This is a genomic window from Pseudoalteromonas sp. MT33b (assembly GCF_014117385.1).
GTDB classification, from domain to species: domain Bacteria; phylum Pseudomonadota; class Gammaproteobacteria; order Enterobacterales; family Alteromonadaceae; genus Pseudoalteromonas; species Pseudoalteromonas lipolytica.
Map to the genome: position 1 here is coordinate 1,883,714 of NZ_CP059831.1, position 26,908 is coordinate 1,910,621.

The following is a 26,908-nucleotide window of genomic DNA, read 5'->3' on the forward strand; positions in this document are numbered from 1 at the left end:
TATATTAGCCACCGTTGTTTAGCCAATTAAACAACCGCTTAAATCAAAATACAACCGTAGCTCAGTTGGTTAGAGCACTACCTTGACATGGTAGGGGTCGGTGGTTCGAATCCACTCGGTTGTACCACGATTTATTTGATATTTCTTTATTGTACGACCGTAGCTCAGTTGGTTAGAGCACTACCTTGACATGGTAGGGGTCGGTGGTTCGAATCCACTCGGTCGTACCAATTCTCTCCAAAAATTTTACATAAAAATAATTAGCCCAGTTGCTTAAAGCACACCCTCTCTTAATTATATCTTCCCTAGCACTGTTGGTTATATCACGCTCACTGCTCCTAGCCCACGCCAGATACTGCAAGCTTTAAGCGAGTCGTAGAATAATAAAAAATCGCAATGACTCTGTTAGTTACCGCACTTATTTATCATTTAATTACTACATGAAATAAACGGTAATAATGAAAACGAATTAATAAATAACGGTAAATGGCTTGTGTTATTTTTTAATCAATTTTTTAAATCAACTGTTGACGTAAACGAAAATTAGCACTACCCTTTTCTGGAAGCGCTTTCAGAAGCGTTTTCTTTTTCGTTATTTATGGTAGCGCTTCCATATTTATGAAAAGGCATATTTAGACAACAATAGCATGCACTTGCTGCGTGAATAACAATGATAAAGAACGAGGGAAACCTAATGTCAAGCCATAACTTTAAAAGAACAAAGTTAGCAACTAGCTTATCTTTGCTCTTAGGTGCAAGTACCTGTTTACCGGCCTTCGCAGAACAAACTGAACACAACAGCGACATTGAAGTTATTCAAGTTACTGGTTTTAAAGGTAGTATAAAAGAATCAACGCAACTAAAACGCTACTCTTCCGGTGTTGTGGATGCAATATCGTCTGAAGATATTGGTAAATTCCCAGACACGAATCTAGCAGAATCATTACAACGCATTACGGGTGTATCAATTGATAGAAGTAATGGTGAAGGCTCGAAGGTTACTGTGCGTGGTTTTGGTCCTGATTATAATATGGTTACCCTCAATGGCCGTACTATGCCAGCAGCTTCCTTACCAGCGGGAGGAGGAACACCTAACTCAAGAGCTTATGACTTTGCAAACTTAGCCTCTGAAAGTGTTAAATCAGTCGAAGTTTATAAAACAGGTAAAGCAAGCATTGCTTCAGGTGGAATTGGTGCAGCAATCAACATTAATACAACTCGCCCATTAGATAACCCTGGTTTAATTGCAAACGTGGGTGTAAAAGCAATGCACGATACAACAAATCGTGTTGCTGATGATATCACTCCAGAGATATCAGGTATTTTTAGTTGGACTGATGCCGATGCCAAATTTGGCGTATCACTCACCGCGAGTATGCAAAAACGTGATAGCTCTGCAGCGGGTGCATTTGTCAACGAATGGCGCACAACAGCATACGATGGAACAATTCCACAAGCAGCTGATGACATTATTGTTGAGAACGCCCCTGCTATGGGCCAGTATTATTCAATGCCATCTGATCTTCGCTATACAATTGCGGACCGCGAAAGAACACGTACGAACGCTCAATTAACTTTACAATATAGTCCCGTCGAATCATTAACAGCAACACTTGATTATACCTATTCGCAACAAGACTTATATGAAGCACGCGCAGAGCAGTCAATATGGATGGATAACTATAAAACCCACCTAATATTTGACGATAATGCCGTAAAAACGCCTATTTATTACCAAGAAGAGCGTCGTGATTTATCAACTCGAGATATAGGTTTGGCTCTACAAGAGTTAAATCAAGTAAATAAAAATGACTCTATCGGCCTAAACCTTGAGTACTTTTTTAATGATCAACTCAGCTTTGTTTTTGACGCACATAGCTCAAAAGCAACAAGTGAACCCGATGCCCCCTACGGCAGCTGGGTAAATGCGGGATTAGGTGCCAATATAGTTGCAGGCCAGCAAGTTGACTTTAGCCGCGATCTTCCTTCGATGGTTATCAATTTTGATGATTGCTCGCGCACTAACCTTAACTGCAGTGGGGCTTTGGAACAAAGCGATGTAGGTACTTCTATTCTTGATAGTAACTTTGCTCGTCAAGAATCAACGGTCGATGAATTCCGATTACTCGGTAAATATGAAATAGAAACGGGCGTGATTGACTTCGGCATTGAGTCTCGTTCAATGGAAAGTCATTCATTACAATCTCTTACTCGAAATACAATGGGTAACTGGGGTATCGAAAACCCAGGGGAACTTCCTGATGGTTATTTAAACCCGACTAATTTTTTAAATGAATTTGATGACTACGATACCTCAGGATCATTTGATCAAGGGTTTACTGGCAGCGCATCTGAAATTGGTTATTGGGCTGCACAGCAGTACGGTTTTAACTTTGCTGCTGACGGTGCATTCGCAACCAACCGAACAATAAAAGAAGAAATTAAAGCAGCCTTTGTACAATATAAACATCAAGGTGAAATAGGTGATATGCCATTCAACCTATTAGTGGGTGCGCGTTACGAAACCACAGATGTCACATCAACTGCTAATATTGATTTACCTAATGCTGTTGCATGGGAAGGCAATAATGACTTCAATGTGCGTTATGGTACAGATAAACAAGATTACTCTCTCAGTTCTGACTACAACCATTTTTTACCGAGTATCGATTTCGATATAAACGTGGTTGATGATGTAAAAGTGAGAGCATCATACAGCACCACGATCGCCCGCCCTACTTATGATAATTTAAGTTCTGCAGCGACTGTCGGCGTACCTACAGGTCCAAAACTTATTCCGGGAACAACGAATGCACCAGCATCAACAGGTAACCCGGGGTTAGTCCCGCTTGAGTCTGACAATTTTGATGTGTCTGTTGAATGGTATTACAGTGATGTCAGTTATGTATCTGTTGGTTATTACAATAAAAAAGTCGACAACTTTATTGGTTTAACACCCATGACACAAAACTACTATGACTTACGTGATGTCTCAGCTGGCCCTCGTGCACAAGCGGCCATTGCTGAATTACAAGCCAGAGGACTTGCAATAACAGATTCAAACCTATTCCAAATGGTGGCTGCAATGGAAAATGGGGTTGAATTTGACTCAATGAGCTACGAAGAATTCGAAGCCGCATATGATATATTGCCTAATGGTGACGATCCGTTAATGGAATTTACAGCTCAAGTGCCAACCAACAATAAAGACGCCAAAATAGACGGGTATGAATTAGCGATTCAGCACTTCTTCGGTGACTCTGGGTTTGGTGTTCAAGCCAACTACACCATTGTAAATGGCGATATTGATTTTAACGTTGCAGCAGATCCCACAACAACACAATTTGCATTAGTCGGTTTAAGTGATACAGCAAATATCATAGCCATGTACGAAAATGATAAATTCCAAGCGCGTATTGCCTATAACTGGAGGGATAAGTTCTTAAACAGTGCTGCACGATATGTTAACGAACCAGCATTCACAGAAGAATATTATCAAGTCGATTTTAATGTGGCATATAACTACAGTGAAAAAATGTCTTTCTTTATAGAAGGGATTAACATCACAGAACAAAATAGCCGCCAGCATGGTCGCTACAAAGCACAGTTATGGAATTTAGAACAAAATGGCGCGCGTTATAATGTCGGTATGCGCTATAACTTCTAGATACTATCTCTTATCGTGATGCATTTTTAGCCAGTCTCTTGATGCACAAACACCGTACGTGTTTCAGTGTGAACCGCTGGTTAATTATTGCTCATGGTAATGAGAATTAGCTTTGTTGTCAGAGGCATATTTAGCTGAACCCTTTTTATGCCCGCAAGCCGTTCCTTGTTTGGAGCGGCTTTTATTATTTAAAGTAATGCTATGAATACACACATAAATAACATAGTCATCGTGGGTGGTGGCGCCGCAGGTTGGTTAACAGCGGGATTACTGGCAAGCGAACACCCTGATAAAATCATAACGTTAATCGAGTCAGTTAATATTGGGATCTCTGGGGTTGGAGAAGGCACATGGCCGTCGATGCGAAACACACTGCAACGCATCGGTATTAAAGAAACTGACTTTTTACGTCATTGCGACGCCTCATTTAAACAAGGTTCTAAATTTATTAACTGGCAAACAGAATTAGAAGGCGATAATTACTATCACCCCTTTATGGTGCCTCAAGGCTATACCGAATGTGATATTCATGCGGCATGGCAATACCTATCCCCAGAGCATAAATACGCTGACACTGTAAACATGCAAAGCTTTGTTTGTCAGGCCGCTCTCGCCCCAAAGCAAGCCCAAACACCTGATTATGCAGCTGTTACAAATTATGGATACCACCTTGATGCACATAAGTTTGCTCACTTTTTAGCGCATCATTGTGTTAACAAGCTTAATGTAAAACACATTGTTGATGATGTACTGAATGCAAATAATGATAGTCATGGCTATATTCAAAGCGTAAATACGCTCAGTAACGCAGCTATTTCTGGGGATTTATTTGTTGATTGCTCAGGTAGTGCAGGCTTATTAATTGCAAAGCACTACCAAATAGAGTACTTAAATCAGAATCACATTTTATTCAATAATTGCGCCGTCACGACCCACCTTCCCTATCAGGATCCACACGATAATATCGCGTCAGCAACGTTATCCACTGCGCAACAAGCAGGCTGGATATGGGATATTGGATTACCTACTCGACGGGGCATAGGATACACATTCAGTGATAAATATTGTGACGAAGCAACGGCAATAAAGACCTTAAAACACTATGCAGAGCAATCTATTGGCTCCAAACTAGCGGAGCAACTTGATACTCGAACGCTGCGCTTTACACCAGGATACAGAAAAGAGTTTTGGCATAAAAACTGTGTCGCTGTTGGTATGTCACAAGGCTTTATTGAGCCCTTGGAAGCGTCAGCTTTAGCGATGGTGGAGCTAAGTATTAGTATGCTAAGTGAGCAAATGCCGTCAAACCGCCAACATATGACTTTATTAAGCGCACGTTTTAATGAGCGCTTTAACTACCGCTGGCAAAAAGTCATCGAGTTCTTAAAACTCCATTATGTGCTTAGCAAACGCAATGATAGCCCATACTGGCTCGATAACCGCCAAACGAATACAATTCCAACCGCGTTACAGAAATTACTCGAATTATGGTGTTATCAACCGCCAAGTCGGTTTGACTTAATTGAAAATGAAGAAGTATTCCCTTCGGCTAGTTATCAATATGTGCTTTATGGCATGGGTTTTCACACCCGTTTACCCGCTCATATGAGCATAAAACAGCAAGAATTTGCGCAGCAACTGTGTAAGCTAAATCGAGAGCGGATTGGGCACTACTTAAAAAATTTACCTAGCAACCGCTTATTACTCCAACAACTATTAGCTAAGTAAGGGTTAAGAATGACAAATCACTTTACCAAACATGTCGTTATTGCTGGGGGCGGTACCGCCGGTTGGATGGCCGCAGCTGCGTTAGCTAAATTATTAGGCAATGAAATAACCATCACTTTAATTGAATCTGATGAAATTGGGACTGTCGGTGTCGGCGAGGCAACAATCCCCCCTATTCGTACCTTTCATAAGTTACTGGGTATAGATGAACAGCGCTTCATGACCCAAACACAGGCGACTTTTAAACTCGGGATCAGTTTTGAGAATTGGCACAAACCAAACAGTGACTATATTCACTCGTTTGGCATGACAGGCAAAGAGTGCTGGGCTGGCGAATTCCATCACTTTTGGTTACATGCTCAAAATCAAGGTGTTAAAGATGATTTTGGCGACTATTGTTACGAATTGCAGGCTGCAAAACACGGAAAATTTGGCTTCAACAAGCAAAACCCAATCAACTATGCCTTTCATTTGGATGCCAATCGCTATGCTTTATTTTTACGAGACTTTGCTGAACAACACAGCGTAAAACGCATAGAAGGAAAGATAGAGCACATCAACAAATCTGCAACGAATGGCTTCATTGAAAGTGTCACGTTAAAAAATGGCACCACCGTTTCGGGGGATTTTTTTATTGATTGCACTGGCTTTAAAGGCTTACTTATAGAGCAAGCCTTGCATACAGGCTTTGAAGACTGGTCACACTTATTACCGTGTGATAGCGCTGTCGCTGTACAAACAACGGGCTCAGATGAAATTCTCCCGTATACACGCTCAATCGCACACCAATCGGGCTGGCAGTGGCAAATACCATTACAAAACCGTACAGGTAATGGCTTAGTGTATTGCAGTCGCTATTTGACTGATGCGGATGCCACACACCTATTACTCAACAATATTAGTGGCGAGATTTTAACAGACCCAAAAGTCATAAAATTTAAAACGGGGCGTCGTCTAAAAGGCTGGAATAAAAACTGCCTCGCTTTGGGTCTCGCAAGTGGCTTTTTAGAGCCTCTCGAGTCAACCAGTATTCACCTTATTATGACCGGTATAATCCGCTTTATACGATTATTCCCGTTCACCTATATCAGCCAACATGCAATTGATGAATACAACAAACAATTAAAATCTGAACTCGAGAGCATTCGTGATTTTATCGTGCTGCACTACAGTGTAACCGACCGAGACGATAGTGAATTTTGGCGTCATTGCAAAACAATGGAGATCACTCAAACACTCAGCCATAAAATTGCATTATTTAAACAAACAGGGCGCGTTTTTTTAGATGACGGTGACATATTTCGCGTTGATTCATGGGTGCAGGTAATGCTTGGTCAAGGAATAAAGCCACAGCAATATCATCATGTAGCCAGCTTAATGAGTGAACAAGAATTAATGCAGTTTTTACACGGTATTAAACAGCAAATAGCACATCGCCTTGCGCAATTGCCTAACCATAAAGAGTTTGTAAGTAAGTATTGCTCACAGAACAATTAGTGTATTGACTGATTGCCATGCACTTTTTAGGCTCATATCGCATAGAGTCTGTATGCTGTGTCAGTACTCATACCTCGTTAAATATGTTTGGTAAGTATACGCGTTTTATAAGGTCATACTATTACAGCGAGTGTCAACAGAGATGTGGAATTATTAATCGTTTTTTCTTTTATAAAGCAAGCAGTAACACTTGCTTTATTGTTTTTTAAAATGCAAAAAACACCGTATTAAACCCGTTATTAAAATAAACTATTGACCATAACCAAATTAGTCTCTAACCTAAATATGGAAGCGCTACCATAAACACCCAGTATTTTGCGTGTTTTTTTTGAAAAAACATGGAAGCGCTTTCAGTAGAAAAGAATTAGTCACCATTTAACTTGCAATTGTTCACCAAAGGTTTCTTTAAATGACTCAGCTCACGTTACCAAAAAACTCACCTATGCTTAGCAAAGACTTTATCTATGGCGTCGCTACGGCTTCGTTTCAAATTGAAGGTTCTGCGGATAAGCGCCTCCCCTGCATCTGGGACACTTTTTGCGCAACCCCGGGGAAAATCGCCGATAATTCGAATGGTGAACGTGCGTGTGAACATGTCATAAAATGGCGTGAAGATATTGCTCTCATTGACTCTTTGGGAGTGGATGCTTATCGCCTCTCAATTTCTTGGCCACGAGTCATAACCTTAGACGGCACTTTAAATCATGATGGTGTAAAGTTTTATACCGATATACTAGATGAGTTAGCACGTCGTAATATAAAAGCCTTTGTGACGCTTTACCATTGGGATTTACCGCAACACTTGGAAGACAAAGGGGGATGGTTAAATCGAGAAACCGCCTTTGAATTTGAACGCTATGTTGATTTAATAAGTAAAGCATTTGGTAATAAGGTTTATTCATATGCGACATTGAATGAACCTTTCTGTAGTTCATACTTAGGCTATGAAATTGGTGTTCATGCTCCTGGAATAAAAGGCCGTGAATTTGGCCGAAAAGCAGCGCATCACCTATTACTTGCCCATGGATTAGCCATGAAGGTTCTGAATAAAAATAGCCCACACGCGCTCAATGGAATTGTACTTAACTTCACCCCTTGTTACCCGGTTACTCAAAGTGATGCCGATTTAGCTGCCACAGCATTTGCTGATGACTATATAAATCAATGGTACATGAAACCGGTAATGACCGGAGCGTACCCTGACATTATAGAGCAGTTACCTGAGGCTCATAAACCTGACATATTACCAGGGGATATGGAAACAATTGCTCAACCACTTGATTTTTTGGGTGTCAATTTTTACACGCGATTACACTATCAAGCGAGCGAAACTGATTATTATGAAGAAATGCCTCACCAAGCACCAATGACCGATATTGGCTGGGAGATATACCCAAAAGCGCTCACTGAATTATTAGTATCGCTGCATGAAAAATACCAGCTACCTCCTGTTTTTATTACTGAAAATGGGGCAGCTATGGATGACAAGATGATTAATTCAGAGGTTCATGATCAAGATAGAATTGATTATTATAATAGCCATCTAAACGCTGTGAACGACGCAATGGAGCAAGGTGTTACTGTCTCGGGGTATTTTGCATGGAGCTTAATGGATAATTTTGAATGGGCAGAAGGATACTCAAAACGTTTCGGTATTGTTTATGTCGACTATGTAACCCAGCAACGTGTTATTAAAGACAGTGGCAACGCATACAGTCACTTAATTAAAAACCGCTAATAATAAAGATACCAATAATGATAAAAAACACTCTGCCCTTACATGAAAAAATAGGCTACGCAATGGGTGATGCGGGCGCCAACTTAGTGTGGCGTGGCGCATTAGCCTACTTAGCCGTTTTTTATACTGACACATTTGGTATTTCAGCGTCTGCCGCTGCCCTCCTTTTTCTAGTCGTACGTTTATCCGATGGTGTCACTGATATCATTATGGGAATGATAGCTGACCGCACGCAAACGCGATTAGGAAAATTTCGTCCTTGGATTTTGTGGTCGACGCCTTTTTTAGCGTTATTTATGGTACTGTGCTTTACCACCCCCAACATTAGCCCAGTCGCAAAACTAATATACGCCTACTTTACTTATATCGGACTCACATTAGCTTACACAGTAAGTAATGTCCCTTATTCAGCTTTAATGGGAGTCATGACAGGGGATGACCTAGAGCGGGCAAAACTCTCTGGATTCCGTTTTGCTGGAGCATTCACTGGTGGACTATTAGTAATGGGTTTTTTGCCGGATTTAGTTGCTTACTTTGGCCAAGGAAACAGTGCGCAAGGTTATCAATACACTATGTATTTATTCGCTGCTTTACTCACAATACTCATGCTGATCACCTTTGCCAGTACGAAAGAGCGCGTTCAACCCGCTTTAAAAAAACAGACCTCATTAAAATATGAGTTATTAGATTTAAGTAAGAGCTTACCTTTTATAGTGCTTCCATTATTAGCAACTACGTTGTTTTTTTATTATCGTGAACTTTATTCAGGCCTTTTCTTTGCAGTAACAATGGGCTTAATGACAATTGTCATTCGTAAATTGCTGTCTCAAGATCACAGTAAACTCAGTGGCTCTCAGCAGGATATGGTGGACTTATTAACCAATAAACCGTGGCTTATATTATTAGGCATGGGCTTTTTAACCATGATGTTTAATGGCATAAAGTACGGTGTGATTGCCTATTACTTTAAATATTATGTGGGTAATGAGCTGATGGCCGGACAATATTTTATTGCCTTGTTAGTTGTCTCTATCTTTGGGGCTTTACTAACGGGGAAGCTGGCTGAAATATTTGGAAAACGCACTTTATTTATTCTTTCATTAATTCTAAGCGCCCTGTTTACAATTGCCTTTTTCTGGCTACCAAGTGACAACATCCCGCTGATCTTTGCTCTTGGTTGTAGTGCCGAGTTCTTTGCAGCCATGATGCCTACCCTGTTTTTCTCGATGCTCGGTGATAGTGCTGATTATTCTGAGTGGAAAAATAACCGCCGTGCTACTGGCCTTATTTATTCTGCAGGTACATTTGTGCAAAAGACAGGCGGTGGATTCGCCGGTGCGCTTGTTTTAGTCGTACTCGCGGGCTACGGCTATAACGGTATGGATGAAACAACAATCGCTCAATCTTTAGAAGGTATGAAATTGCTTATGAGCTGGTTACCCGCAGCGTTTGCACTTTTAGCGGCCGCACTCATGCTCTTATATCCATTAACCACTGAGATGACAGAAAAAATTACAGAAGACTTGGCAATTAGACGTGCAAGTCTGTAAATTAATCTACAAAGGTATTTATTAAATTATCATTATGGCAACTATTTATCAGGTCTCTGAGCTTGCAGGTGTTTCTCTTTCAACCGTCTCTCGCGTGTTGAATGAAAACGACTATGTAAGTAAAAAAACAAAACAAAAAGTGCTTGATGCAATGAAACAGCTAGGCTATCAGCCTAACTCTATTGCTCGTTCTCTTGCTTCAAACTGTTCAAATAGTGTTGGCGTGTTAGTCTCAGAGCTCGACGGTCCGTTCTTTGGAGAAATGATGTCTGCCATTGAAGCCCAACTAAGAGCGGCAGGTAAGCATGTCATAATCACGCCGGGGCACAGTGAAGAAGACAAAGAAAAAAATGGTTTAGAATTTTTGATCTCTCGAAACTGTGACGCCATTATTGCCCATGTTGAGGCTGTTACTGATGATTATTTAGTTGAGCTAAATAAAGGAAAAACCCCTATTTTCTTAATCAGCCGATATGTTGAGCAAATGAAAGAAAACTGCATCAGCCTTGATAATGTCATGGGAGGCTATTTAGCAACCAAGCACCTACTAGACTTAGGGCACCGCGATATAACTTACATAGCAGGGCCCTTGTTTAAGCCAGATGCAGCGGACCGTCTGACAGGGCATAAAAAGGCTCTCAACGAATACAATATCCATTTTGATGAGCAATCTCTGTACGTTGGCGATTTTAAGGAAACGGGCGGATACAATGGTTTAAAGCATTTTTTTGAAAACAAAAAGCAATTTACTGCCATCGTGTGTGCTAATGACGAAATGGCGTCGGGCGTGATGAAATGTGCGCGAGAACATAATTTTGAACTTCCTAAAGATCTCGCAATTATTGGCTTCGATAATGTTCATTTTACAAGTTATTTGTACCCTACTCTCACGACGATTGACAATCCCGTTGAACAAATGGGGAAAATGGCCGCTAATTTAGTTTTAAGAGATATTTATAAACAAAATCGTGCCGATATAGAACATATCTTTTCGCCCAATCTTATGATGCGAGACTCAACGCCAAGGTCAAATTAACGGTAACCCCTTGAGAGTATTATCTAATATAAATAAGTAGAGCGTTGACAACGTCTTCGTTTCTACTTGTTACATTCAACTAATATCTAAATATGATAAAGGAGATGTTGGTGTTTATTGGTGAAGTATCAAAGAAGACACAATTAACTGTCAAAACAATCCGATTTTATGAAGAAAAAGGTCTAATACCAGTACCTCTAAGACAAGGAAAGTACCGTGTCTACACAGACGATCACGTTGAAATATTAAAGCTAATTTCTGAAGCTAAAACCCTAGGCGTCACATTGTCTGAACTTAAGGGATTAATTAAATTTAAGGATTCAAAGGCTAACTGGTCAGAAATTAGTGAGTTTTTAGTGATACTAAAAGAACGTCTAACAGAGCAAATAAACGCAACCGCAGCAAAAATTGCCAAAATAGATTCATGTATCAGTATAATCAATCAGCAAACACCTCTTGACTCTCCCCTTAACGAGAGAGTGTATGATGGACAAAAGGTCGCGATAACGAAATAAATCAAACCATTTTAAACAAACTGCTTATCCGTTTACTAATCGGTTAGTTTTTGAATTGGTATGTTTTTGAATAGATAAATTCGCTTTGTAGCCTACTCTTTCAGGCCCTTGCCTGCGTTGTTTATAAGTGATTTCTAACTATAAGGAATGACATGGAAAATTTAGCAAAAAACCTTTGGATCTTTAATGGCAAAAGTGTCACGTTTTTAGGCTTACCCTTTTCTACGCGTATGACCATAATCAAGCTTTCAAATAATGAGTTGTGGGTACACAGTCCTATCGAATTAACAGAGGCTTTGCAGCAGCAAGTAGATAGCTTAGGAAAAGTAACGTTTTTAATTGCACCTAACCACCTTCATCATTTGTTTTTACCACAATGGATAAATGCATACAGCGACGCTAAAGTTTATGGCACGCAAGAGCTTATAAAGAAACGCAATGACATTTCATTCAACGCATCATTAAATAATGAAACGTCATACCCTTGGTCACACGACATTGCACAGATATTATTCACCGGTTCAGCATTAATGGAGGAATGTGTCTTCTTTCATAAGCAATCTAACACCCTAATAGTCACCGATTTGGTTGAAAACTTTTCGGGTAACGATTTTAACTTTTGGCAAAAATGGCTGGCTAAAGGCGCAGGTATTTTAGCGCCAAAGGGAAAAACGCCGATAGACTGGCGCTTAAGCTTTATGTTTAATAAAACACAAGCGAGTAAACATATTAGAAAGATATTTGCCTGGGAGGCAGATATGCTAATTATGGCGCATGGTGAAATAATTAAGAAAGACGCAACAGACTTTTTGCGACAATCTTTTAACTGGTTGGTAAAAAATAAATAACCGCAGCTACCCGTAATGTAATTTTACCAAGACCCCATACAAGTACATTAATATTTCACATTATAAATATTTGCTAATAAATACTCTTTATAATGAAAGCCTATTGACTCTCCACCACAGGGGAGACTTTAAAATAACAATTATTTTCTATCCATGAGAGGTAATTGTGAAAAATATTATATTAGTAAATGGCAATCCTAAAAAGAACAGCTTTTCATCGAGTATTACTGATAAATATGCACAGGCAGCACGCAAGTCCGCGAACATTCGTATTTTTAATCTACCCGAAATGGATTTTGATCCAAATTTAATGTGTGGTTATGATGATGACCAACCGCTTGCGCCATGTTTAAAGGAATTTAGCAAATCTCTTCATTGGGCTTATTTGATCGCGCATTTTTACCTGGCTCAACTTTTAAATTTTAAAATAGCAACTTACTCGCGACTCAACTCCTCAAGGGAAAACTGCAAGAGTCATTCTTACAATGGACACACCCGCAGAGCTAGCTGCAGAATACGCTCAGTCATATTATGTGACGATGCCCAAAAACAACACTGGCTTAATGATATTATAAAACGGGGTTCACACTGTGACTAAAGGCTTATATTAAAAAGTACAGGCTATTATACTCTATGCTTAGCGTTGCTCTTATGAGGGAGCCCCGCTAAATATTCGCATATATTTAAACGGAATAATGATGGATTATATTAAAATTAATAAAGAGGCGTGGAACAACAAGACCCCATTACACATCGCATCAAAATTTTACAATCTCCCCGCATTTATAGAAGGCCAAACGTCACTAAACCCCATAGAACTTTCACTTTTGGGTGATGTTAAAGGGAAGTCACTTCTGCATTTACAATGTCACTTTGGCCAAGATACTTTGTCTTGGGCAAGATTGGGGGCTAATGTAACTGGCGTTGACTTATCATCAACGGCTATCGAACAGGCAAATAAACTCAAAGACTCTCTTGCTTTAAATGCGCATTTCATTGAAAGTGATATTTACCAGTTCGGTCAGTTCAATGATACACAATACGATATTGTATTCACGTCTTATGGGGTGCTTAGCTGGCTGCCAAATTTAGATAACTGGGCACAGGTTATTGCCGATGCTTTGAAGGCTGGTGGTGAATTCTACTTAATTGAATTTCATCCTTTTCAAGGACTTTTTGATGGCTACAGTTACTTTCCTAAATCAACACCTGATATTGAAGAGGAAGGAACATACACCGAAAACTGCGATGGCACGAAATCCAAAACAGTCAGTTGGAGTCATTCAATAAGTGAAGTAATCAGCTCATTACTAAAAGCGGGATTAAGTATAGAAGCATACGATGAATACCCTTTCAGCCCTTATGATTGCTTTGATGGCCTAGAATATATTCCCCACGCTGGTTATCAACTATTACATAACGGGCAACAGGTTCCATTGGTTTTTTCAATCAAAGCCCGTAAGCGCTAATTAAATCTAGATAATTTTTAACAGAGGTATATATGGATATAAGTTTACTGAGTATTTTTATTTCTGTGGCACTAGCCCATTCCCTTGCTTTACTCAGCCCAGGGCCAGATTTCGTATTGGTAGTGAAAAGTGCTCTAAAAGGAAACCAAAAGAACGCTATTGGCGTCGCCCTCGGAATTGCGATAGCAAATGCAGTTTATATAGGGTTATGTTTGATTGGTGTGGGGGCAATTTTATCAACGTCTGTTGGCTTAATGATCGCACTTAAAGTGATTGGTGGGCTGTTTTTAATGTATATCGCTTTTCACGCGTTGAAAGCACCAAAGAGCGCTTACAATAATGTTGTTATCGCAGCTCACAGCTCGGTTGCGTTTTCGTTCACCTGCTTTTGTAAAGAGTTTGCGACTGGATTCCTCTCAGGTATTCTTAATCCAAAAAATCTCTTATTTTATCTGAGCTTGTTTACGGTCGCGCTCACTCCTGAGGTTAGCATTACCTTTAAGGTGATTTTAGGTGTGTGGATGACCCTGATTGTTTTTATATGGGATGTTGCCATTATTTACATGCTATCCAAACAAAGAGTCAGGGAAAAATTTGTTAAAGCGTCTTATTTTATAGATAAAGTTACAGGTGCTGTTCTCGGTGTGATTGGTTTTAATATTGTAAAATCAGTATGGTCAAAACAGTAATGTGATAAGTATTAATCATCGTTGCTGCCACTCGCAATATACGCAGTGTCAGCAACTATTATCACGTTATTATTTAAATAAGCCCTTTAGATGTTTACTATAAGTACGGCTTACTTTTAGTGTTTTTCCGTTGTGTAGTGTTGCCATGTACTCAGAGTTACGCAAGGGATCAAGCTGTTTTACATACTCTAGATTGATGATCGTCGATTTATGAATTCGCAAAAATGCCTCTGGTAAGGTATTGCTTTCAAGCTCTTTTAGTCTGGCTCGCATTACATAGGTTTCCGTTTCTGTGTGGACACACATGTAGTCACCCGCCGCATCAATCCATAGAATATCTGCAAAAGGTATTATTTGAATTGGGCTTTTTGCATCTCTAATAACCAAGTTTTCATCGTCAAACTTATAATCTGACTGCGCTGATTTTTCAAATGTTGATTCTTCTGCTTTGTCTATTTCTTGTTGTACTTCTATTAATTCACTTTTTTGGTATAGCTTTACATTATTAACCACTCTGTCTATGGCCTCTGCTAGCCTAGTGAGTTTGACTGGTTTTAATAAGTAATCAATTGCCCTGACTTCAAAAGCCCGCACTGCATGTTGATGAAATGCAGTGACAAAAATAACAGCAGGACAGGTTTCAGGTTGAAAATGTTTTATTAATTCAAAGCCAGACTTTGATGGCATTTCAATATCTAAGAAAATTAAATCTACTTCATGTTCATTCAGAAACTGAATTGCGTCATCCACACTGCTTGCACTGCCTATGACGTTAATCTCAGCAAATTCTTCTAACCTAATACGTAGGCCTTCAATTGCACTATACTCGTCGTCAACTAATAACGTTTTTAACTGAATCATTTAATAAGACCATTAATTGGCAATGTCATACATACCCAAGCTCCACCAGATGAATGATTGCCTTTTTCTATCCGCTGAGCTTTACCATAAATTAATTTCAAACGTTGCTCGCAGTTTGCCAAGCCTATTCCACGTTTAGTACTCTCATTATGTGTGAAGCCTTTGCCGGTGTCTGAAACCTTTATTATTAGGGTGTTTTTACTCTTTTCAATTACGATTGTTATAGCCATTGTTTTATCAGCTGCCATACCGTGCTTGAGTGCATTTTCAACTAATGGCTGAATTAGCATAGAGGGAATAAGTAGCTCACTACACCCTTCTTCAACTGAGATATTGACAGATAGTTTATCTGCAAAACGACACTTCTCGATGTCTAAATATGTACGAAGAATAGCGATTTCTTCTTTAATTGTGACTTTTTCAAGCGGGTCGGTATACAAACTGTGTCGCAATAAATCACATAACTTTTCAAGCATTTTAACGGCTTCTAAGCTTTCCTTTTTTAGGATTAATGTACAAATCGCATTGATACTATTAAACATAAAATGAGGATTAAGCTGGTAACGAAGCATTTTTAGCTGGGACTCTTTTGCTAAATGTGTTGCCTCAGCCGCTTTTTGTGTTTGTTCTAAGTTATCTAAATAAATCTTAATACCATAATAAAAGGCAGTCCATGTCGACAACATTGTCAATGAGGCGGATGTCCAAGTACCAAAATCAAACCAGCTCATTGGCAGCCAAAAGTTACCATAGAACCATTGTAAAGTGACCCACTTTATTTGGGTCCAAATTAAGGTTGCAGAGATAACGACCACGATATGTAATGCAACTTTTAACTTAAATTCAAGTAAACTAAGATAGGTGAAAACCTTTCTTAGAAAAAGAGTAATTAAAAAGCCAAAGCACGTATCAATTATCAGATGAGGGATGTGAATAGCCCATGGTTCATTACTGGGAACTTTGATCATGAGTTCGGTCAGAATCGCGTAAACTAGCCAACCGCAAATTTGAAATAACCAAAATAACTGGCTACGAGGGTTCGATGTATTCAAATCATTTATCCAAAAAGCAAAGCAGTCGGACTATCAACCCCACTGCTTTGCTCCAAATTTAATTACTGCATTTTACCACAACAGCATCACTGTTAGGTTTAATCGTTAAACCAATGTCTGCGAAGGCGATACTCGCTTCGTTTGCTTCAACTTTCAAAACCTCAGTTATCGCTTTAGACTCAATACCCTCAACGTTACAGCTTAACGGTATTGCTAAGGTATGCCATTTTTTATCACTCAGTATCGCATCAAATGAAGAAAAACTAACCTTCCGTAAACACTGTTTCTGAGAACACATAACCTGTAAATCAGTATGTTCACCGGGTGACTTATTAATTCGCATCTTCAGTGTTAAGTAACCTGACTGATACATCTCACTCATTTTTTCTGGTTTTTGATACGCTAAAGCAAATGTCGCTTCATCTGTTCCAGAGCGCCAAATAAATTGTCGCGCATCTTCTTGATAAGATAAATTCACCGATTGCATCAACAAACTCATACCATCAGTACTTGTAGCCGATGAATTTTTGGTAATGACTTTATCAGTTTGGCCAGCTTGAAGAGTCCACACTAAGTTGTCAGATAAACTTCTTACAAACAACGCTTTCGAATCTGTACTTGCTACTTTCCTCGGTGTCGTTTTTTCGGTAAACACAGGTAAGTTAACCGTATCATCGTATGTTAAACCATAACCATACTCAAATAATGGTTGGTAATTTTTGTCGCCAATATTTAACGAATATTGGTCATCATATTTTGGCCAAGAAAAACTCAATTTCCCTGTGAAATCATACTGAATAGCGCCTTTTTCATTGGTTAATAAAATATCAGCAATACCTTCACCTTCTGACCCCGGTAACCACGCAGCCACAAAAGCATCTGATGCATTCAGCTCTTTATTTACCCAAAGTGGACGACCCGTTAAAAATACAGTAACAACTGGAATACCTTTTGCCTTAAGCGTCTTCAATAATGCTAAATCTTTTTTGGTTTCATATTGATACTCTAGGTACTCAATGTCACCAAACCATTCGGCATAAGGTTCTTCACCAATTACGACAATCGCGACATCAGGCTTAACAGAATAATCACCAAATTCAGCAAACTCAACGTCACCACCCGCCTTTTCAATTTGTGATTTTAGACCCGCAAAGATAGAGGTTGCATTGGGGAAGTCATCATTGGTGTTGTCCGTTCCCTGCCATGAGACACTCCATCCACCAGCTTGCTTAGCAATATTGTCGGCACCGTTTCCGGCAACGAGAACGCGACTTTTAGCATTAATTGGTAGTACATTATTGTTATTTTTAAGTAGTACAAGAGATTTTCGCACTGCCTCTCGAGCTAACTCTCGATGTGGTTGAGCACCTAACCATTCAGGGTGTTGCGACTCAGGTCGTAATGAAGGTTTACCTTTTGCAAACACTCCCCATCTAATTTTAGCTCTCAGAAAACGTCTAACCGCATCATTTATTCTAGCCTCTGGTATCACACCTTCTTTCGCTTGCTTAACCGTATTATGATAAAAAGCTTCAAAGTGTTCAGGCACCATTATGACATCAACACCCGCATTTATGGCAGCAGCACATTGCTCAAGATCACAGCCTTCAACAAATTTATGCGCATTCCAGTCGCTAACAACGAAACCATCAAAGCCCATTTGGTTTTTCAGTACCTCTGTTAATAAATACTTATCACCGTGGACGCGTTGACCATTCCAACTATTAAAAGAGGCCATGACCGATTGCACACCCTCATTAATGGCTGAAAAATAGCCCGGACTATGAATCACTTTTAATCCTTGCTCGTCGATAATGGTGTTGCCACGGTCTATACCGCGCTCTGTACCACCGTCACCAACAAAGTGTTTGGCTGTTGCAATTCGCTTGGTATTTTTCAAAAAGTCGTTGCCGATTTCTCCTTGGATACCAATCACCATCTCTGCAGCATATTCTTTTACTAAATCTGGGTTTTCAGAATAACTTTCATACGTTCTCCCCCAACGGTCATCCCTTACTACAGCAACGGTTGGTGCAAAGCTCCATTCAATTCCTGTTGCTGCAACTTCTTTAGCTGTCGCTTGACCGATTCGCTTAATCAAATCAGTATCTCTAGCTGCGCCAAGTCCAATATTATGTGGAAACAACGTTGCGCCATAAACATTACTGTGGCCATGCATGGCATCGGTACCCCAAATAGTCGGAATAGCAATACCATCGACAGATGCGTCCATTGAAGCGAGATACATCTCATCAGCGTACTTTAACCACATGTCCATTGATGCACGTTTATTGCCATAAGGGGCCGTGTTCCCACCATTTAAATATGAACCGAAGCCATACTTACGCATTTGCTCAACCGTTAAATAGCCAATCTCTGGCTGAACCATTTGTGCTACTTTTTGCTCAATTGTCATCGTGGCTAGCAGTTTATCTATATGCTTTTCAACTGCAGGATCGCGTTTTAGTTTCGTATTAACATTTGGCCATTTTACACTGCCCGTTTCTACACCATACGACAATGGGCTATGAACAACACCGGTTAAAAAGAGTGGGCAAAACAGTAACTTTAAAAATTTAAATTTAGACATCAAAAACCTATAAAAACAATTAATTACAGAGAAAATCAACGCGGTATGTATTCAATAAAATCGTAATATACCCAAGATGAAGCGCCATAATATTGACCTGGGAAATAATTTGCCTCGACAGAATTATCACCATGCCAATGATTAATCATAATTTTGCTATTATCGACGGGCCACGCGTAAGCTGGAATTTCATTCTCTGCTAAATGACCATCTTCGTTTTCTTTATACACCGTTCGGATCGTTTGCTCATGGCCATTGGCATCGAATAAGTACCAGCGAATGGCGTTGCTTGACCAATCAAAGCCAATAGTCAGCAAGTTTTCTCGGTAATCTAGCCCATACTGACTTAAGTCAATATCCTTTTCCCAACTTTGGTATTGACCACCTTGCGGTTGGTAAATCACATTTGTATGAACAACATTACCTAACGAAGGAAGCAATTCAATATCAATTTCTTGCCACGCTCGGCCAGGGCTATCCCACCACGATGTATAGGTAAAAATTGATGAAACAGTGCCCGCCACGTTGCCAGATTTTAATCTTCCCTGAACTTTACCGTACCCATAAAAATGGTTGCTTTGTAGTTCTGAACATGAGCCTTGTGCTAATGACAACGTTAAACCATGCTCACTGGGATTTAGTAAATCAGTTTTAAATGCGCAACCAAAGGGTGTGCCATTACTGCCAGTACGTGCAGTCCAAACAGAGCTATCATATCCCCATGAAAAATTATCTTTAAAATAATTAGCATTCGCGTGGGTAGCGACTAAAGTGGTGCAGCCCAATAATGCACTAAGAAACAGTTTTTTCATTGTTATGCCTTAAATAATTTGGCTCCCATATTAAAAATATGGGAGCGTAAAATAGAGGGGTTAGAATGAAAATCCAGCTCTTACACCATAATACCTAGGCATGCCAAAGCTGCCCTTAGGAATACCCTTGCTGGTATTGTTCCAGTATTGAATCGTCTCATCTGATGCATTATTGATGAACATTTCTGCATACCAGTTTTTCTCTTTTGGCTCATATTTTAAAGAGGCATTGTATACAGCAAAGGCATCGCGGCTATCGTCTATGTATTTAGTTGCTTCGTCTGAAACTGCAAAATCCATATCATCCAAATGCTTATCGAGATTCCACACGGTGGTATACGCTTTGTCTTTCCAGCTGGCATTAAACCAACCATGAATAAATCCATATTCACCCAAATCAAAGGTATGTGTATAACTAATGTTAGCCGTGTATTTTGGCGTCATTGCTAAGTTATTACCTCTAAGGTTAGTCGTTAGCAATGTATTTTCAGGGTCTTTAGATTCTTCATAAGAAATATTAAACAAATACTCAGAATCATAATCCCATTTAGTGTGCCAATCTTCCGTAATTTTTGCCTCAGTCCAGGTCACATAACCAGTAATTCGCCCATTTGGATAGGGTTTCCAGTCAAATTCAAACTCAAGACCTTTAATCGTAGAGCCCGGAACGTTTTGAGTATAATAAGCAATTACAGGCTGATTCTGATAATCAAGAATTGGCTGACCATCTTCACCGATTACAGGTGCCCCATCCTCATCTTCAACAACAGACAAGCGCTCAACATTACCAATTGATCCCACTGACGCATATTGCATATCTGTATAATCTGTATAGAAAAATGCAGCTTTTAGGTTCAATGAATTATCAAAAAAGCTAGACTTTGCGCCGAATTCCCAGGTCAGCACTTCTTCGGGATCAAACTTTGTTTCAAACCGAGTTACTTCACCCGTTCTATCATTAACCACTTCGTAAACATCACCAATACCACCCGCTTTAAATCCGCTTGCAAGGTAGGCATAGAGCATTGTTTCTTCGGAGATGTCATAATCTAAGCCAACACGAAAATCATGATGCTGCCAACTTCCTTTATTGTCGTTTTCAAAGTACGACGCATAAATAGACGGATCTTCATAATAATCGACAGGTTGATTGTTAAGCTCTGTTCTATTTAACCAACCAACAGCACAGCCATCAGCATTTGAACAACGATAGGTACGACCGCCTTTATCCTGCTTCGTTTCATCACTAAAGCGATAACCAAATGTCGCATGCAACTTTTCAGTTAATTTATAAGTGCCTTGGCCAAACAAAGCATACGCATCTGTTGAACGGTCTGGCTGATCCCAAAATGCTTTATCATCCATTGGATTATCGTAATAACCAACTGTGGTTGTTTTTTCATGAAAATAATTGGCACCCACAATCCAAATAAAGTCGCCGTATTCATCTGATTGCAGTTGTAATTCTGTAGAAAATGATTCTGCTCCGGTGCCATCTAGGAAATAAGTAGCGCCATCCCAAGGGTCTAAACCAACTTCGCTATCTTGTGCTGAAGACCTTTCCATATCTTCATATCCCACTAACCACACCAGATCATATTGATCATTTATGGTGTAGTTAAAGGTATTACGAAGGTATGTTATGTCTAGATTCAACTTTCCTGGCACATTAACTACGGCTTGATACGTGTTATCACTCGGTAGGAAATTCGTACAATCACCTCCCATTTCAGCGGGTCTTCCACGTAACTTATCGCAGTTAACTAAATCAAGGTTATTATTGCTATCGTTTACATATTTTTGGAAAACGGTGTGGTTTGAAAAATTGCCATCCAACGGCTCCCAAAGTGTACTTATACGGAAGGAATATTCATCTGCATTATTATAAAAATCACTTTTATCTGCAGCTGTTAACTGACGAACTTTTTGAGCCTCAGGATCGGTTCCTGCGCCATCAATCCACCAGTTTTCTCTTTGTGTCACTGTTTGTCCAACACCTTGGTATGAATCTTCAGAGATTACAGGGGCATTTAAAACCTCATCAGAAAGTCGGCGCGTGTCATATTGGTTAGGGTCATAGTAACCCTCAAGGTAAGAGTCACGCTTTAGGCCTTTAGCTGAAAAACGAACTGCAAACTCTTCAGTTACTGGAATATTGATAAGGCCATCAATACTGCGGCTATTAAACTTGCCCGCTTCAATATTCAACTGCCCATATTGGTTTTCAAATTCAGGCTTGGCGGAAATCACATTGATACTTCCCACCGTCGAGTTTCGGCCAAATAAAGTACCTTGTGGTCCACGAAGCGCCTCAACACGGTCAATATCATACATCAGCGCAAGCGCACCTTGCATTCTTGGTGAATAAATACCATCTAAATGAACACCAACAGCAGGGTCCCCTAACTCAGTTAAGTTAGTTGAACGCACGCCTCGCATTGAAATAACAGGAGCAGATTGATCCGTTGCTGTAGAAATATCTAAGCTAGGCACCAAGTTCGCTATATCCTTTATGTTATTTACACCATTTTTTTTAAGCTCAGCCTCTGTAAGTGCAGTGATGGCCACCGGTGTTTCCATCAATTTGGTTTTACGTTTTGTTGCCGTTACTGAGATAATTTCTAACCCACTATTCTGCTGTTCAACGTCTTTAGATTTTGAATCTTGCTGATCATTATTTTGTGCATATACCGGTAATGAGCATGCTAATGCGACAGCGATAGCAACAGCTTTTTTATTTATTGTGTGCATATTCGACCTTTTTAATGTGTGTTCTAGTGTTAAAGTCTTTACGTTTAATTAACAGTATCTAAAGGAGCATTTTTCATTACTAGTCAAATTCGGCAAAGCGAGTTTCAAACAATACAAAGCGAGACTGGATTCAGATAAAAGAGGGTTAGCGACAGAATTTAGGTTTTCTAACGCGTAAAAAAAGGGGGATAAACGGGGGCCATTGGGCTTTTAATCATTGCGAAATATTCCTAACAATTTTATTAAAAACCCAACGTTTTGACGTTACTTAAGTTGATTGAGAATGAGTTTTTCGGTGTGGCTCAATAAGTCAAACCCGCCTATTTCACCGTGTCCGGGAACCACTCTTCGTAATTTTTGGTAATCATTCTTCAACTGCTGAGTAATTTTCAGCCATGAATGAATATCTCCATGGGCCATATTCCCTACAGAGTTAGACTGTAATGCACGAACCGCACAGCCTGCGTATAAGATACGTTTATCTGGTAACCATACCATTATATTATCCATCGCATGACCGGGGCCTGGGAAAAACACATTCAATGAGCCAAATTTCACCTGTGCACCGACTGTTGCAAGTTCGGCTATCACATTGTTTGGCACAGCAGTCCCTTGCTCAATTGTCAATTGCTGCGTCAAAGGGTGAGAATACACTTTAATACCACGCGCTTCTAATACATCAACCCCTGAAGCTCGGTCTGCATGTGCATGAGTGACAAGTGCCTTGGTTATCGGCAAGTTTATTTCTGTGTTAATGACGCTTAATAACTGTTGTGTTTGTAACTCTCCCCACGCTGTGTCGATCAGGGTTAAACTTTGCCCCTCCCTGACAATCAAACCATTCGAAGGGAATGTTGTCCCGTTAGGATAAACATAAAAAGAGGTATGCAACCAAACGCCTTCATCTATTTTCGTGATAAAGACTTCATTCTCAGCGTGTATATTCGCTAAACTACTTTGAGTAAAGACACCGCAAACAACAAAAAATAATACACCCAATATCCTTTTAAATATCATCATAATTCCTAATCTTCTTGACGTTATAATATTATAATTTTTTACGTGATCGTTTTGTACCAAAAACAACGCTAATTTTAAAAGTGGACTCAATTTACTCGATACGAATGCTCGCCCTAGTTCAGCCTCTGATAGCAGTGATTAAAAACGGGTGCATCGGCCCTTTATTCCCTGCTTTTAATTCTGCCAACTCGTTTAAGCGTATATTCTATTTACACGGTTACTTTTCGATGTTGTATATTTGCAACAAGAGGCTAAGCTTTATATACATAACAAATGCTTAGAAAAAATATGAAATTATTAGTAATGCTCTTTTTTTTCTTCTCTACTCAAGTGGTTGCAATGCTTACACCCGTGACCTATGAAAAAGATGGAGAAGTCATTACCAAAAATGCGGTACGCTACAAAGGCGGCTATGGTTACAACGTAAATGCCGAACATGTATTAAGGCTTGTTACGCTTGATTGGCCACCCTATATCGATGAACACCTATGTAACAAAGGCTGGCTTTACCAGTTTACAATTCAATCTTTGCTTAAAAAAGGCTATGGCGTCTATATCGGCTTCTACCCATGGGCACGGGCAGTGAGGGAGGCAGAGCTTGGCAAAGCAGACATCCTTTTTCCTGAATACTTTATTGAAAGCACGGTTATTTCAGATAACTTTTTAGACAAGACACGCAACGAGTTATTAGCTCTCAGCCAACCGATTCCTGGTGGGGATCTCTCATTTGTTGCCTTGAAAGGAAACCAAATTCGTTTTAATGGCGACCTAAACTCTGTTAAAGACCAGGTGATTGGCGTTGTCAGATCTTACAAAAACACTCAGCAACTTGATGAAATGATTGATAATAAACAAATTGACACCATCGTTGCAAACAATGAGTACCAACTTATCCACCTACTACTAAGCAATCGCGTTAGTCTCATTGTTGCAGATCTTGAAGTGCTTAAAGCCAGTGTTTATAAATCAGAGTTATCGATTAATGGCAAAAGACAAATCATTGAATCATTGGTTGCGCTTGAACCAAAACTTGAATATAAGCCCCTCTATTTTTCTATTAGTAAATCAATACCGCACTGGCAAAAAGTACTGAAAGATTTAAATGACGAGATCAAGCAAAAACGACAAAGCGGCCAATTTGAAAACTTCATTAAAAAGATAAAACAGCAATGCTATGGAGTCGAAAAAGCGGCATGAATGCCGCTTCTTAACTTAAAATAATGATTCAAACGTACCATCAGGGAACAAGATACCGGGTGCCCCCTCACAGTAGTAACATCACCAATCTGGGTATCTCCAAAATAAAGTCCACCACTAAAATTACGTCCTTTTTGTTTCAAATCTAACCATCGGCCATCAGCACCTTTGATAACCGCGTTTACATTATTACCAACAGTTCGTAGGTTAATATCCAGTGCTCGGCTATTCTGCCTGATAAATATATCTGTATTCGTCAACTGCGCTAAAGCAGTTAACTTACCAACAAAGCCAAACTCAAAATCTGTAGCACCATTTAGTGGCGTGCCTAAATGTAATGCGAAAACAAGGTTTTCAGTTTCCTCATTTATAAAAGGCGTAGCCTCAATAGCCTGAAGATTAAATGATGTTGTTTTCGATGCGGTTGAAAACTCACCATCAAGATCAAAGTCAGATACAATAGTAAGCAACTCTTCAAACGGTGACACAAAGCGATTAAGTGTCAAGTTTAGGTTTCCTACAAGTTCGCTGTCTTTTTTTACTAAGGTAATATCTGTATTAAGAGTCCCTTCACCAGTAGAGTCCTCACTTAAAATTGTAAAGGGATCATCCGTTCCATCAAACGATAACAGTAACTCACTAATATCAACCAATAACTGAGTCTCATTGCTGCTCATTTGGGCGCTCATAACGCCTGTTATTTGATTTCCTAGTAGACTACTAATCCGCCATTGAGGAACGTTTATATCCATATTCACATCGATGCCATCGTATTGCCCTGAAATTGACCATCGATAAGGGGAATGTTGATACTGCACTGTAAGACCATTTACAGTATAAAGTCCCGGTAAGGTATCATCTGCGGGCGATACATTTGAGAGAACATCAAATAGTACATTTGCTAATGCAACTACAACCGACTGTGAATCATCATCCAATGCATTCGTGAAGCCATTTAAATGTGACGACAACTCAGCGCTGTATTGTTGTTCTTGTAACCTTACGACGCCGATAACATTACGAATATCATCCAATAATTCGCGCGATTGAAGTATGGGGGGGTGTTCATCTAATGCTGAAAGTTCAGAAACCTTGCCTAATCCAACTAAACGTTGCTTTAAATTCCCCACAACCGTTTGAATAAGTTGATTTCCTTTTACATTCAATAAATTTTCACGAATATAGCGATTTGCATACTGCGCGTACTCAGGGAAGCGTGAAATTTGCGCCTGGCTTTCAAGTTCAATAAGCTCAGGTTGCGATAAGTTTGCTTCTAATTCAGCCGCACGCTTTAAAATGACTCCAAAACTTAACGCGTTAGTTAATAGTTCAGCTTCTAATGAATCATTCAATTGGCTATGTGTTAAGTGATAAAATGGAGTTGCGCTAACGCTCTGTGATGTAACATCTAGCTTTTGAGCGCTAATTACGGCACTGACTGGCGATAAAAATAGCCTATTTTCACCAGGAGCTGCAAAAAATGACGCACTGTAATCTAACGAAAGCGGTAAAACTTCTTCAAAATCAATTTGACGATTTACGTTTGTGTCATCAGGATTGTCACGATACGTTCTGCCGCACCCTTCATAACTTGGACACAAAACAAAGTCATCATTTGATACAAACTCAACTGAATAATTTGCTAGACTCGTTAGTGAGATATCTAAACTATTGAGATCTGAAGTTTCAAACGTTTGTCGTTCACCACTTGCGTTATTTGTAAGTATCAGCGTGCCAGCATTTGACTGCCATGGCGCAATGTAGAAGTTTGCTGTCGAGGTAGTTTTAATCACGACTTGTTCGGGTACGATGTTTTGCTCTGATGAGCTTCCGCATCCTACCAAAAATAAAAAAATGCCTAAGGGCGCTATTCTTTTTACCATGCTTT

The 26,908-nt window shown here is 39.7% G+C and carries 19 protein-coding genes and 2 tRNA genes; 14 read left to right on the top strand and 7 right to left on the bottom strand.

The features are described 5' to 3' along the window. Window positions 1-50 precede the first annotated feature (50 nt). From H3302_RS08675 to H3302_RS08735, 13 genes are all read left to right on the top strand, one after another. Window positions 51-127 (top strand) — tRNA-Val (locus tag H3302_RS08675). Between the two features lie 26 nt (window positions 128-153). Beyond that, window positions 154-230: transfer RNA gene (locus tag H3302_RS08680), tRNA-Val, on the top strand. Window positions 231-694: 464 nt separating this feature from the next. Further along, window positions 695-3,667: a TonB-dependent receptor gene (locus H3302_RS08685; protein ID WP_182394926.1), complete on the top strand. Its 2,973-nt coding sequence runs from the start codon at window positions 695-697 to the stop codon at window positions 3,665-3,667. Between the two features lie 201 nt (window positions 3,668-3,868). Continuing rightward, on the top strand, window positions 3,869-5,395 hold the full coding sequence (locus tag H3302_RS08690; protein ID WP_182394927.1) for a tryptophan halogenase family protein: 1,527 nt from the start codon (window positions 3,869-3,871) through the stop codon (window positions 5,393-5,395). 9 nt (window positions 5,396-5,404) lie between these two features. Continuing rightward, entirely contained in the window at window positions 5,405-6,892 is a 1,488-nt protein-coding gene (locus tag H3302_RS08695) for a tryptophan halogenase family protein (RefSeq protein ID WP_182394928.1), read from the top strand. 409 nt (window positions 6,893-7,301) lie between these two features. Beyond that, complete coding sequence (locus H3302_RS08700) at window positions 7,302-8,630, top strand: GH1 family beta-glucosidase (RefSeq protein WP_074989377.1); 1,329 nt, start codon at window positions 7,302-7,304, stop codon at window positions 8,628-8,630. 17 nt (window positions 8,631-8,647) lie between these two features. Beyond that, window positions 8,648-10,180 (top strand): MFS transporter, encoded by a 1,533-nt coding sequence (locus H3302_RS08705; protein WP_036968049.1) that lies wholly within the window; start codon window positions 8,648-8,650, stop codon window positions 10,178-10,180. Between the two features lie 34 nt (window positions 10,181-10,214). Then, a complete protein-coding gene (locus tag H3302_RS08710; protein ID WP_036968046.1) occupies window positions 10,215-11,216 on the top strand; it encodes a LacI family DNA-binding transcriptional regulator in 1,002 nt (333 codons plus the stop codon). A 110-nt stretch (window positions 11,217-11,326) separates the two neighbouring features. Next, window positions 11,327-11,731 carry a MerR family transcriptional regulator gene (locus tag H3302_RS08715; RefSeq protein WP_065978471.1) on the top strand — a complete coding sequence of 135 codons (405 nt, stop codon included), beginning with the start codon at window positions 11,327-11,329 and terminating at the stop codon, window positions 11,729-11,731. Window positions 11,732-11,883: 152 nt separating this feature from the next. After that, the gene (locus H3302_RS08720) at window positions 11,884-12,579 is read left to right on the top strand and encodes a DUF4336 domain-containing protein (RefSeq protein ID WP_036968043.1); all 696 of its coding nucleotides are present in this window, start codon (window positions 11,884-11,886) and stop codon (window positions 12,577-12,579) included. Between the two features lie 166 nt (window positions 12,580-12,745). Continuing rightward, window positions 12,746-13,177 (top strand): NAD(P)H-dependent oxidoreductase, encoded by a 432-nt coding sequence (locus H3302_RS08725; protein ID WP_220469611.1) that lies wholly within the window; start codon window positions 12,746-12,748, stop codon window positions 13,175-13,177. A gap of 100 nt (window positions 13,178-13,277) precedes the next feature. Continuing rightward, window positions 13,278-14,048: a bifunctional 2-polyprenyl-6-hydroxyphenol methylase/3-demethylubiquinol 3-O-methyltransferase UbiG gene (locus tag H3302_RS08730; RefSeq protein WP_074989380.1), complete on the top strand. Its 771-nt coding sequence runs from the start codon at window positions 13,278-13,280 to the stop codon at window positions 14,046-14,048. 32 nt (window positions 14,049-14,080) lie between these two features. After that, a complete protein-coding gene (locus H3302_RS08735) occupies window positions 14,081-14,737 on the top strand; it encodes a LysE family translocator (RefSeq protein WP_182394929.1) in 657 nt (218 codons plus the stop codon). Window positions 14,738-14,806: 69 nt separating this feature from the next. Here H3302_RS08735 and H3302_RS08740 read toward each other — a convergent pair whose 3' ends face one another. From H3302_RS08740 to bla, 6 genes are all read right to left on the bottom strand, one after another. After that, window positions 14,807-15,598 (bottom strand): LytTR family DNA-binding domain-containing protein, encoded by a 792-nt coding sequence (locus H3302_RS08740; protein ID WP_180310873.1) that lies wholly within the window; start codon window positions 15,596-15,598, stop codon window positions 14,807-14,809. After that, entirely contained in the window at window positions 15,595-16,566 is a 972-nt protein-coding gene (locus H3302_RS08745) for a sensor histidine kinase (protein ID WP_206770745.1), read from the bottom strand. Before H3302_RS08745 ends, H3302_RS08740 begins: the two co-directional genes overlap by 4 nt. A gap of 142 nt (window positions 16,567-16,708) precedes the next feature. Continuing rightward, a complete protein-coding gene (locus H3302_RS08750; protein WP_182394932.1) occupies window positions 16,709-19,240 on the bottom strand; it encodes a glycoside hydrolase family 3 protein in 2,532 nt (843 codons plus the stop codon). A 35-nt stretch (window positions 19,241-19,275) separates the two neighbouring features. Then, window positions 19,276-20,052, bottom strand: a complete 777-nt coding sequence (locus H3302_RS08755; protein ID WP_182394934.1) for a family 16 glycosylhydrolase — start codon at window positions 20,050-20,052, stop codon at window positions 19,276-19,278. Between the two features lie 60 nt (window positions 20,053-20,112). Then, window positions 20,113-22,803 carry a TonB-dependent receptor gene (locus H3302_RS08760; RefSeq protein ID WP_036968029.1) on the bottom strand — a complete coding sequence of 897 codons (2,691 nt, stop codon included), beginning with the start codon at window positions 22,801-22,803 and terminating at the stop codon, window positions 20,113-20,115. A gap of 264 nt (window positions 22,804-23,067) precedes the next feature. Then, on the bottom strand, window positions 23,068-23,823 hold the full coding sequence (gene bla, locus H3302_RS08765) for a subclass B1 metallo-beta-lactamase (protein WP_182394936.1): 756 nt from the start codon (window positions 23,821-23,823) through the stop codon (window positions 23,068-23,070). A 288-nt stretch (window positions 23,824-24,111) separates the two neighbouring features. Between bla and H3302_RS08770 the strand changes: the two genes are divergently transcribed. Beyond that, the gene (locus H3302_RS08770) at window positions 24,112-25,020 is read left to right on the top strand and encodes an ABC transporter substrate-binding protein (protein WP_182394938.1); all 909 of its coding nucleotides are present in this window, start codon (window positions 24,112-24,114) and stop codon (window positions 25,018-25,020) included. On the opposite strand, the gene H3302_RS08775 is transcribed toward H3302_RS08770, so the two are convergent. Next, a complete protein-coding gene (locus H3302_RS08775; protein ID WP_182394939.1) occupies window positions 24,996-26,903 on the bottom strand; it encodes a hypothetical protein in 1,908 nt (635 codons plus the stop codon). The genes H3302_RS08770 and H3302_RS08775 overlap by 25 nt on opposite strands. Window positions 26,904-26,908 lie beyond the last annotated feature (5 nt).

Excerpts from the sequence above, each read along its gene's own strand:
- H3302_RS08700 (WP_074989377.1), top strand. The coding sequence starts at position 7,302 with ATGACTCAGCTCACGTTACCAAAAAACTCACCTATGCTTAGCAAAGAC.
- H3302_RS08750 (WP_182394932.1), bottom strand. The coding sequence starts at position 19,240 with ATGTCTAAATTTAAATTTTTAAAGTTACTGTTTTGCCCACTCTTTTTA.
- H3302_RS08735 (WP_182394929.1), top strand. The coding sequence starts at position 14,081 with ATGGATATAAGTTTACTGAGTATTTTTATTTCTGTGGCACTAGCCCAT.
- bla (WP_182394936.1), bottom strand. The coding sequence starts at position 23,823 with ATGATGATATTTAAAAGGATATTGGGTGTATTATTTTTTGTTGTTTGC.
- H3302_RS08745 (WP_206770745.1), bottom strand. The coding sequence starts at position 16,566 with ATGATCAAAGTTCCCAGTAATGAACCATGGGCTATTCACATCCCTCAT.
- H3302_RS08705 (WP_036968049.1), top strand. The coding sequence starts at position 8,648 with ATGATAAAAAACACTCTGCCCTTACATGAAAAAATAGGCTACGCAATG.
- H3302_RS08720 (WP_036968043.1), top strand. The coding sequence starts at position 11,884 with ATGGAAAATTTAGCAAAAAACCTTTGGATCTTTAATGGCAAAAGTGTC.
- H3302_RS08740 (WP_180310873.1), bottom strand. The coding sequence starts at position 15,598 with ATGATTCAGTTAAAAACGTTATTAGTTGACGACGAGTATAGTGCAATT.
- H3302_RS08690 (WP_182394927.1), top strand. The coding sequence starts at position 3,869 with ATGAATACACACATAAATAACATAGTCATCGTGGGTGGTGGCGCCGCA.
- H3302_RS08710 (WP_036968046.1), top strand. The coding sequence starts at position 10,215 with ATGGCAACTATTTATCAGGTCTCTGAGCTTGCAGGTGTTTCTCTTTCA.
- H3302_RS08760 (WP_036968029.1), bottom strand. The coding sequence starts at position 22,803 with ATGCACACAATAAATAAAAAAGCTGTTGCTATCGCTGTCGCATTAGCA.
- H3302_RS08685 (WP_182394926.1), top strand. The coding sequence starts at position 695 with ATGTCAAGCCATAACTTTAAAAGAACAAAGTTAGCAACTAGCTTATCT.
- H3302_RS08695 (WP_182394928.1), top strand. The coding sequence starts at position 5,405 with ATGACAAATCACTTTACCAAACATGTCGTTATTGCTGGGGGCGGTACC.
- H3302_RS08770 (WP_182394938.1), top strand. The coding sequence starts at position 24,112 with ATGAAATTATTAGTAATGCTCTTTTTTTTCTTCTCTACTCAAGTGGTT.
- H3302_RS08730 (WP_074989380.1), top strand. The coding sequence starts at position 13,278 with ATGGATTATATTAAAATTAATAAAGAGGCGTGGAACAACAAGACCCCA.
- H3302_RS08755 (WP_182394934.1), bottom strand. The coding sequence starts at position 20,052 with ATGAAAAAACTGTTTCTTAGTGCATTATTGGGCTGCACCACTTTAGTC.
- H3302_RS08775 (WP_182394939.1), bottom strand. The coding sequence starts at position 26,903 with ATGGTAAAAAGAATAGCGCCCTTAGGCATTTTTTTATTTTTGGTAGGA.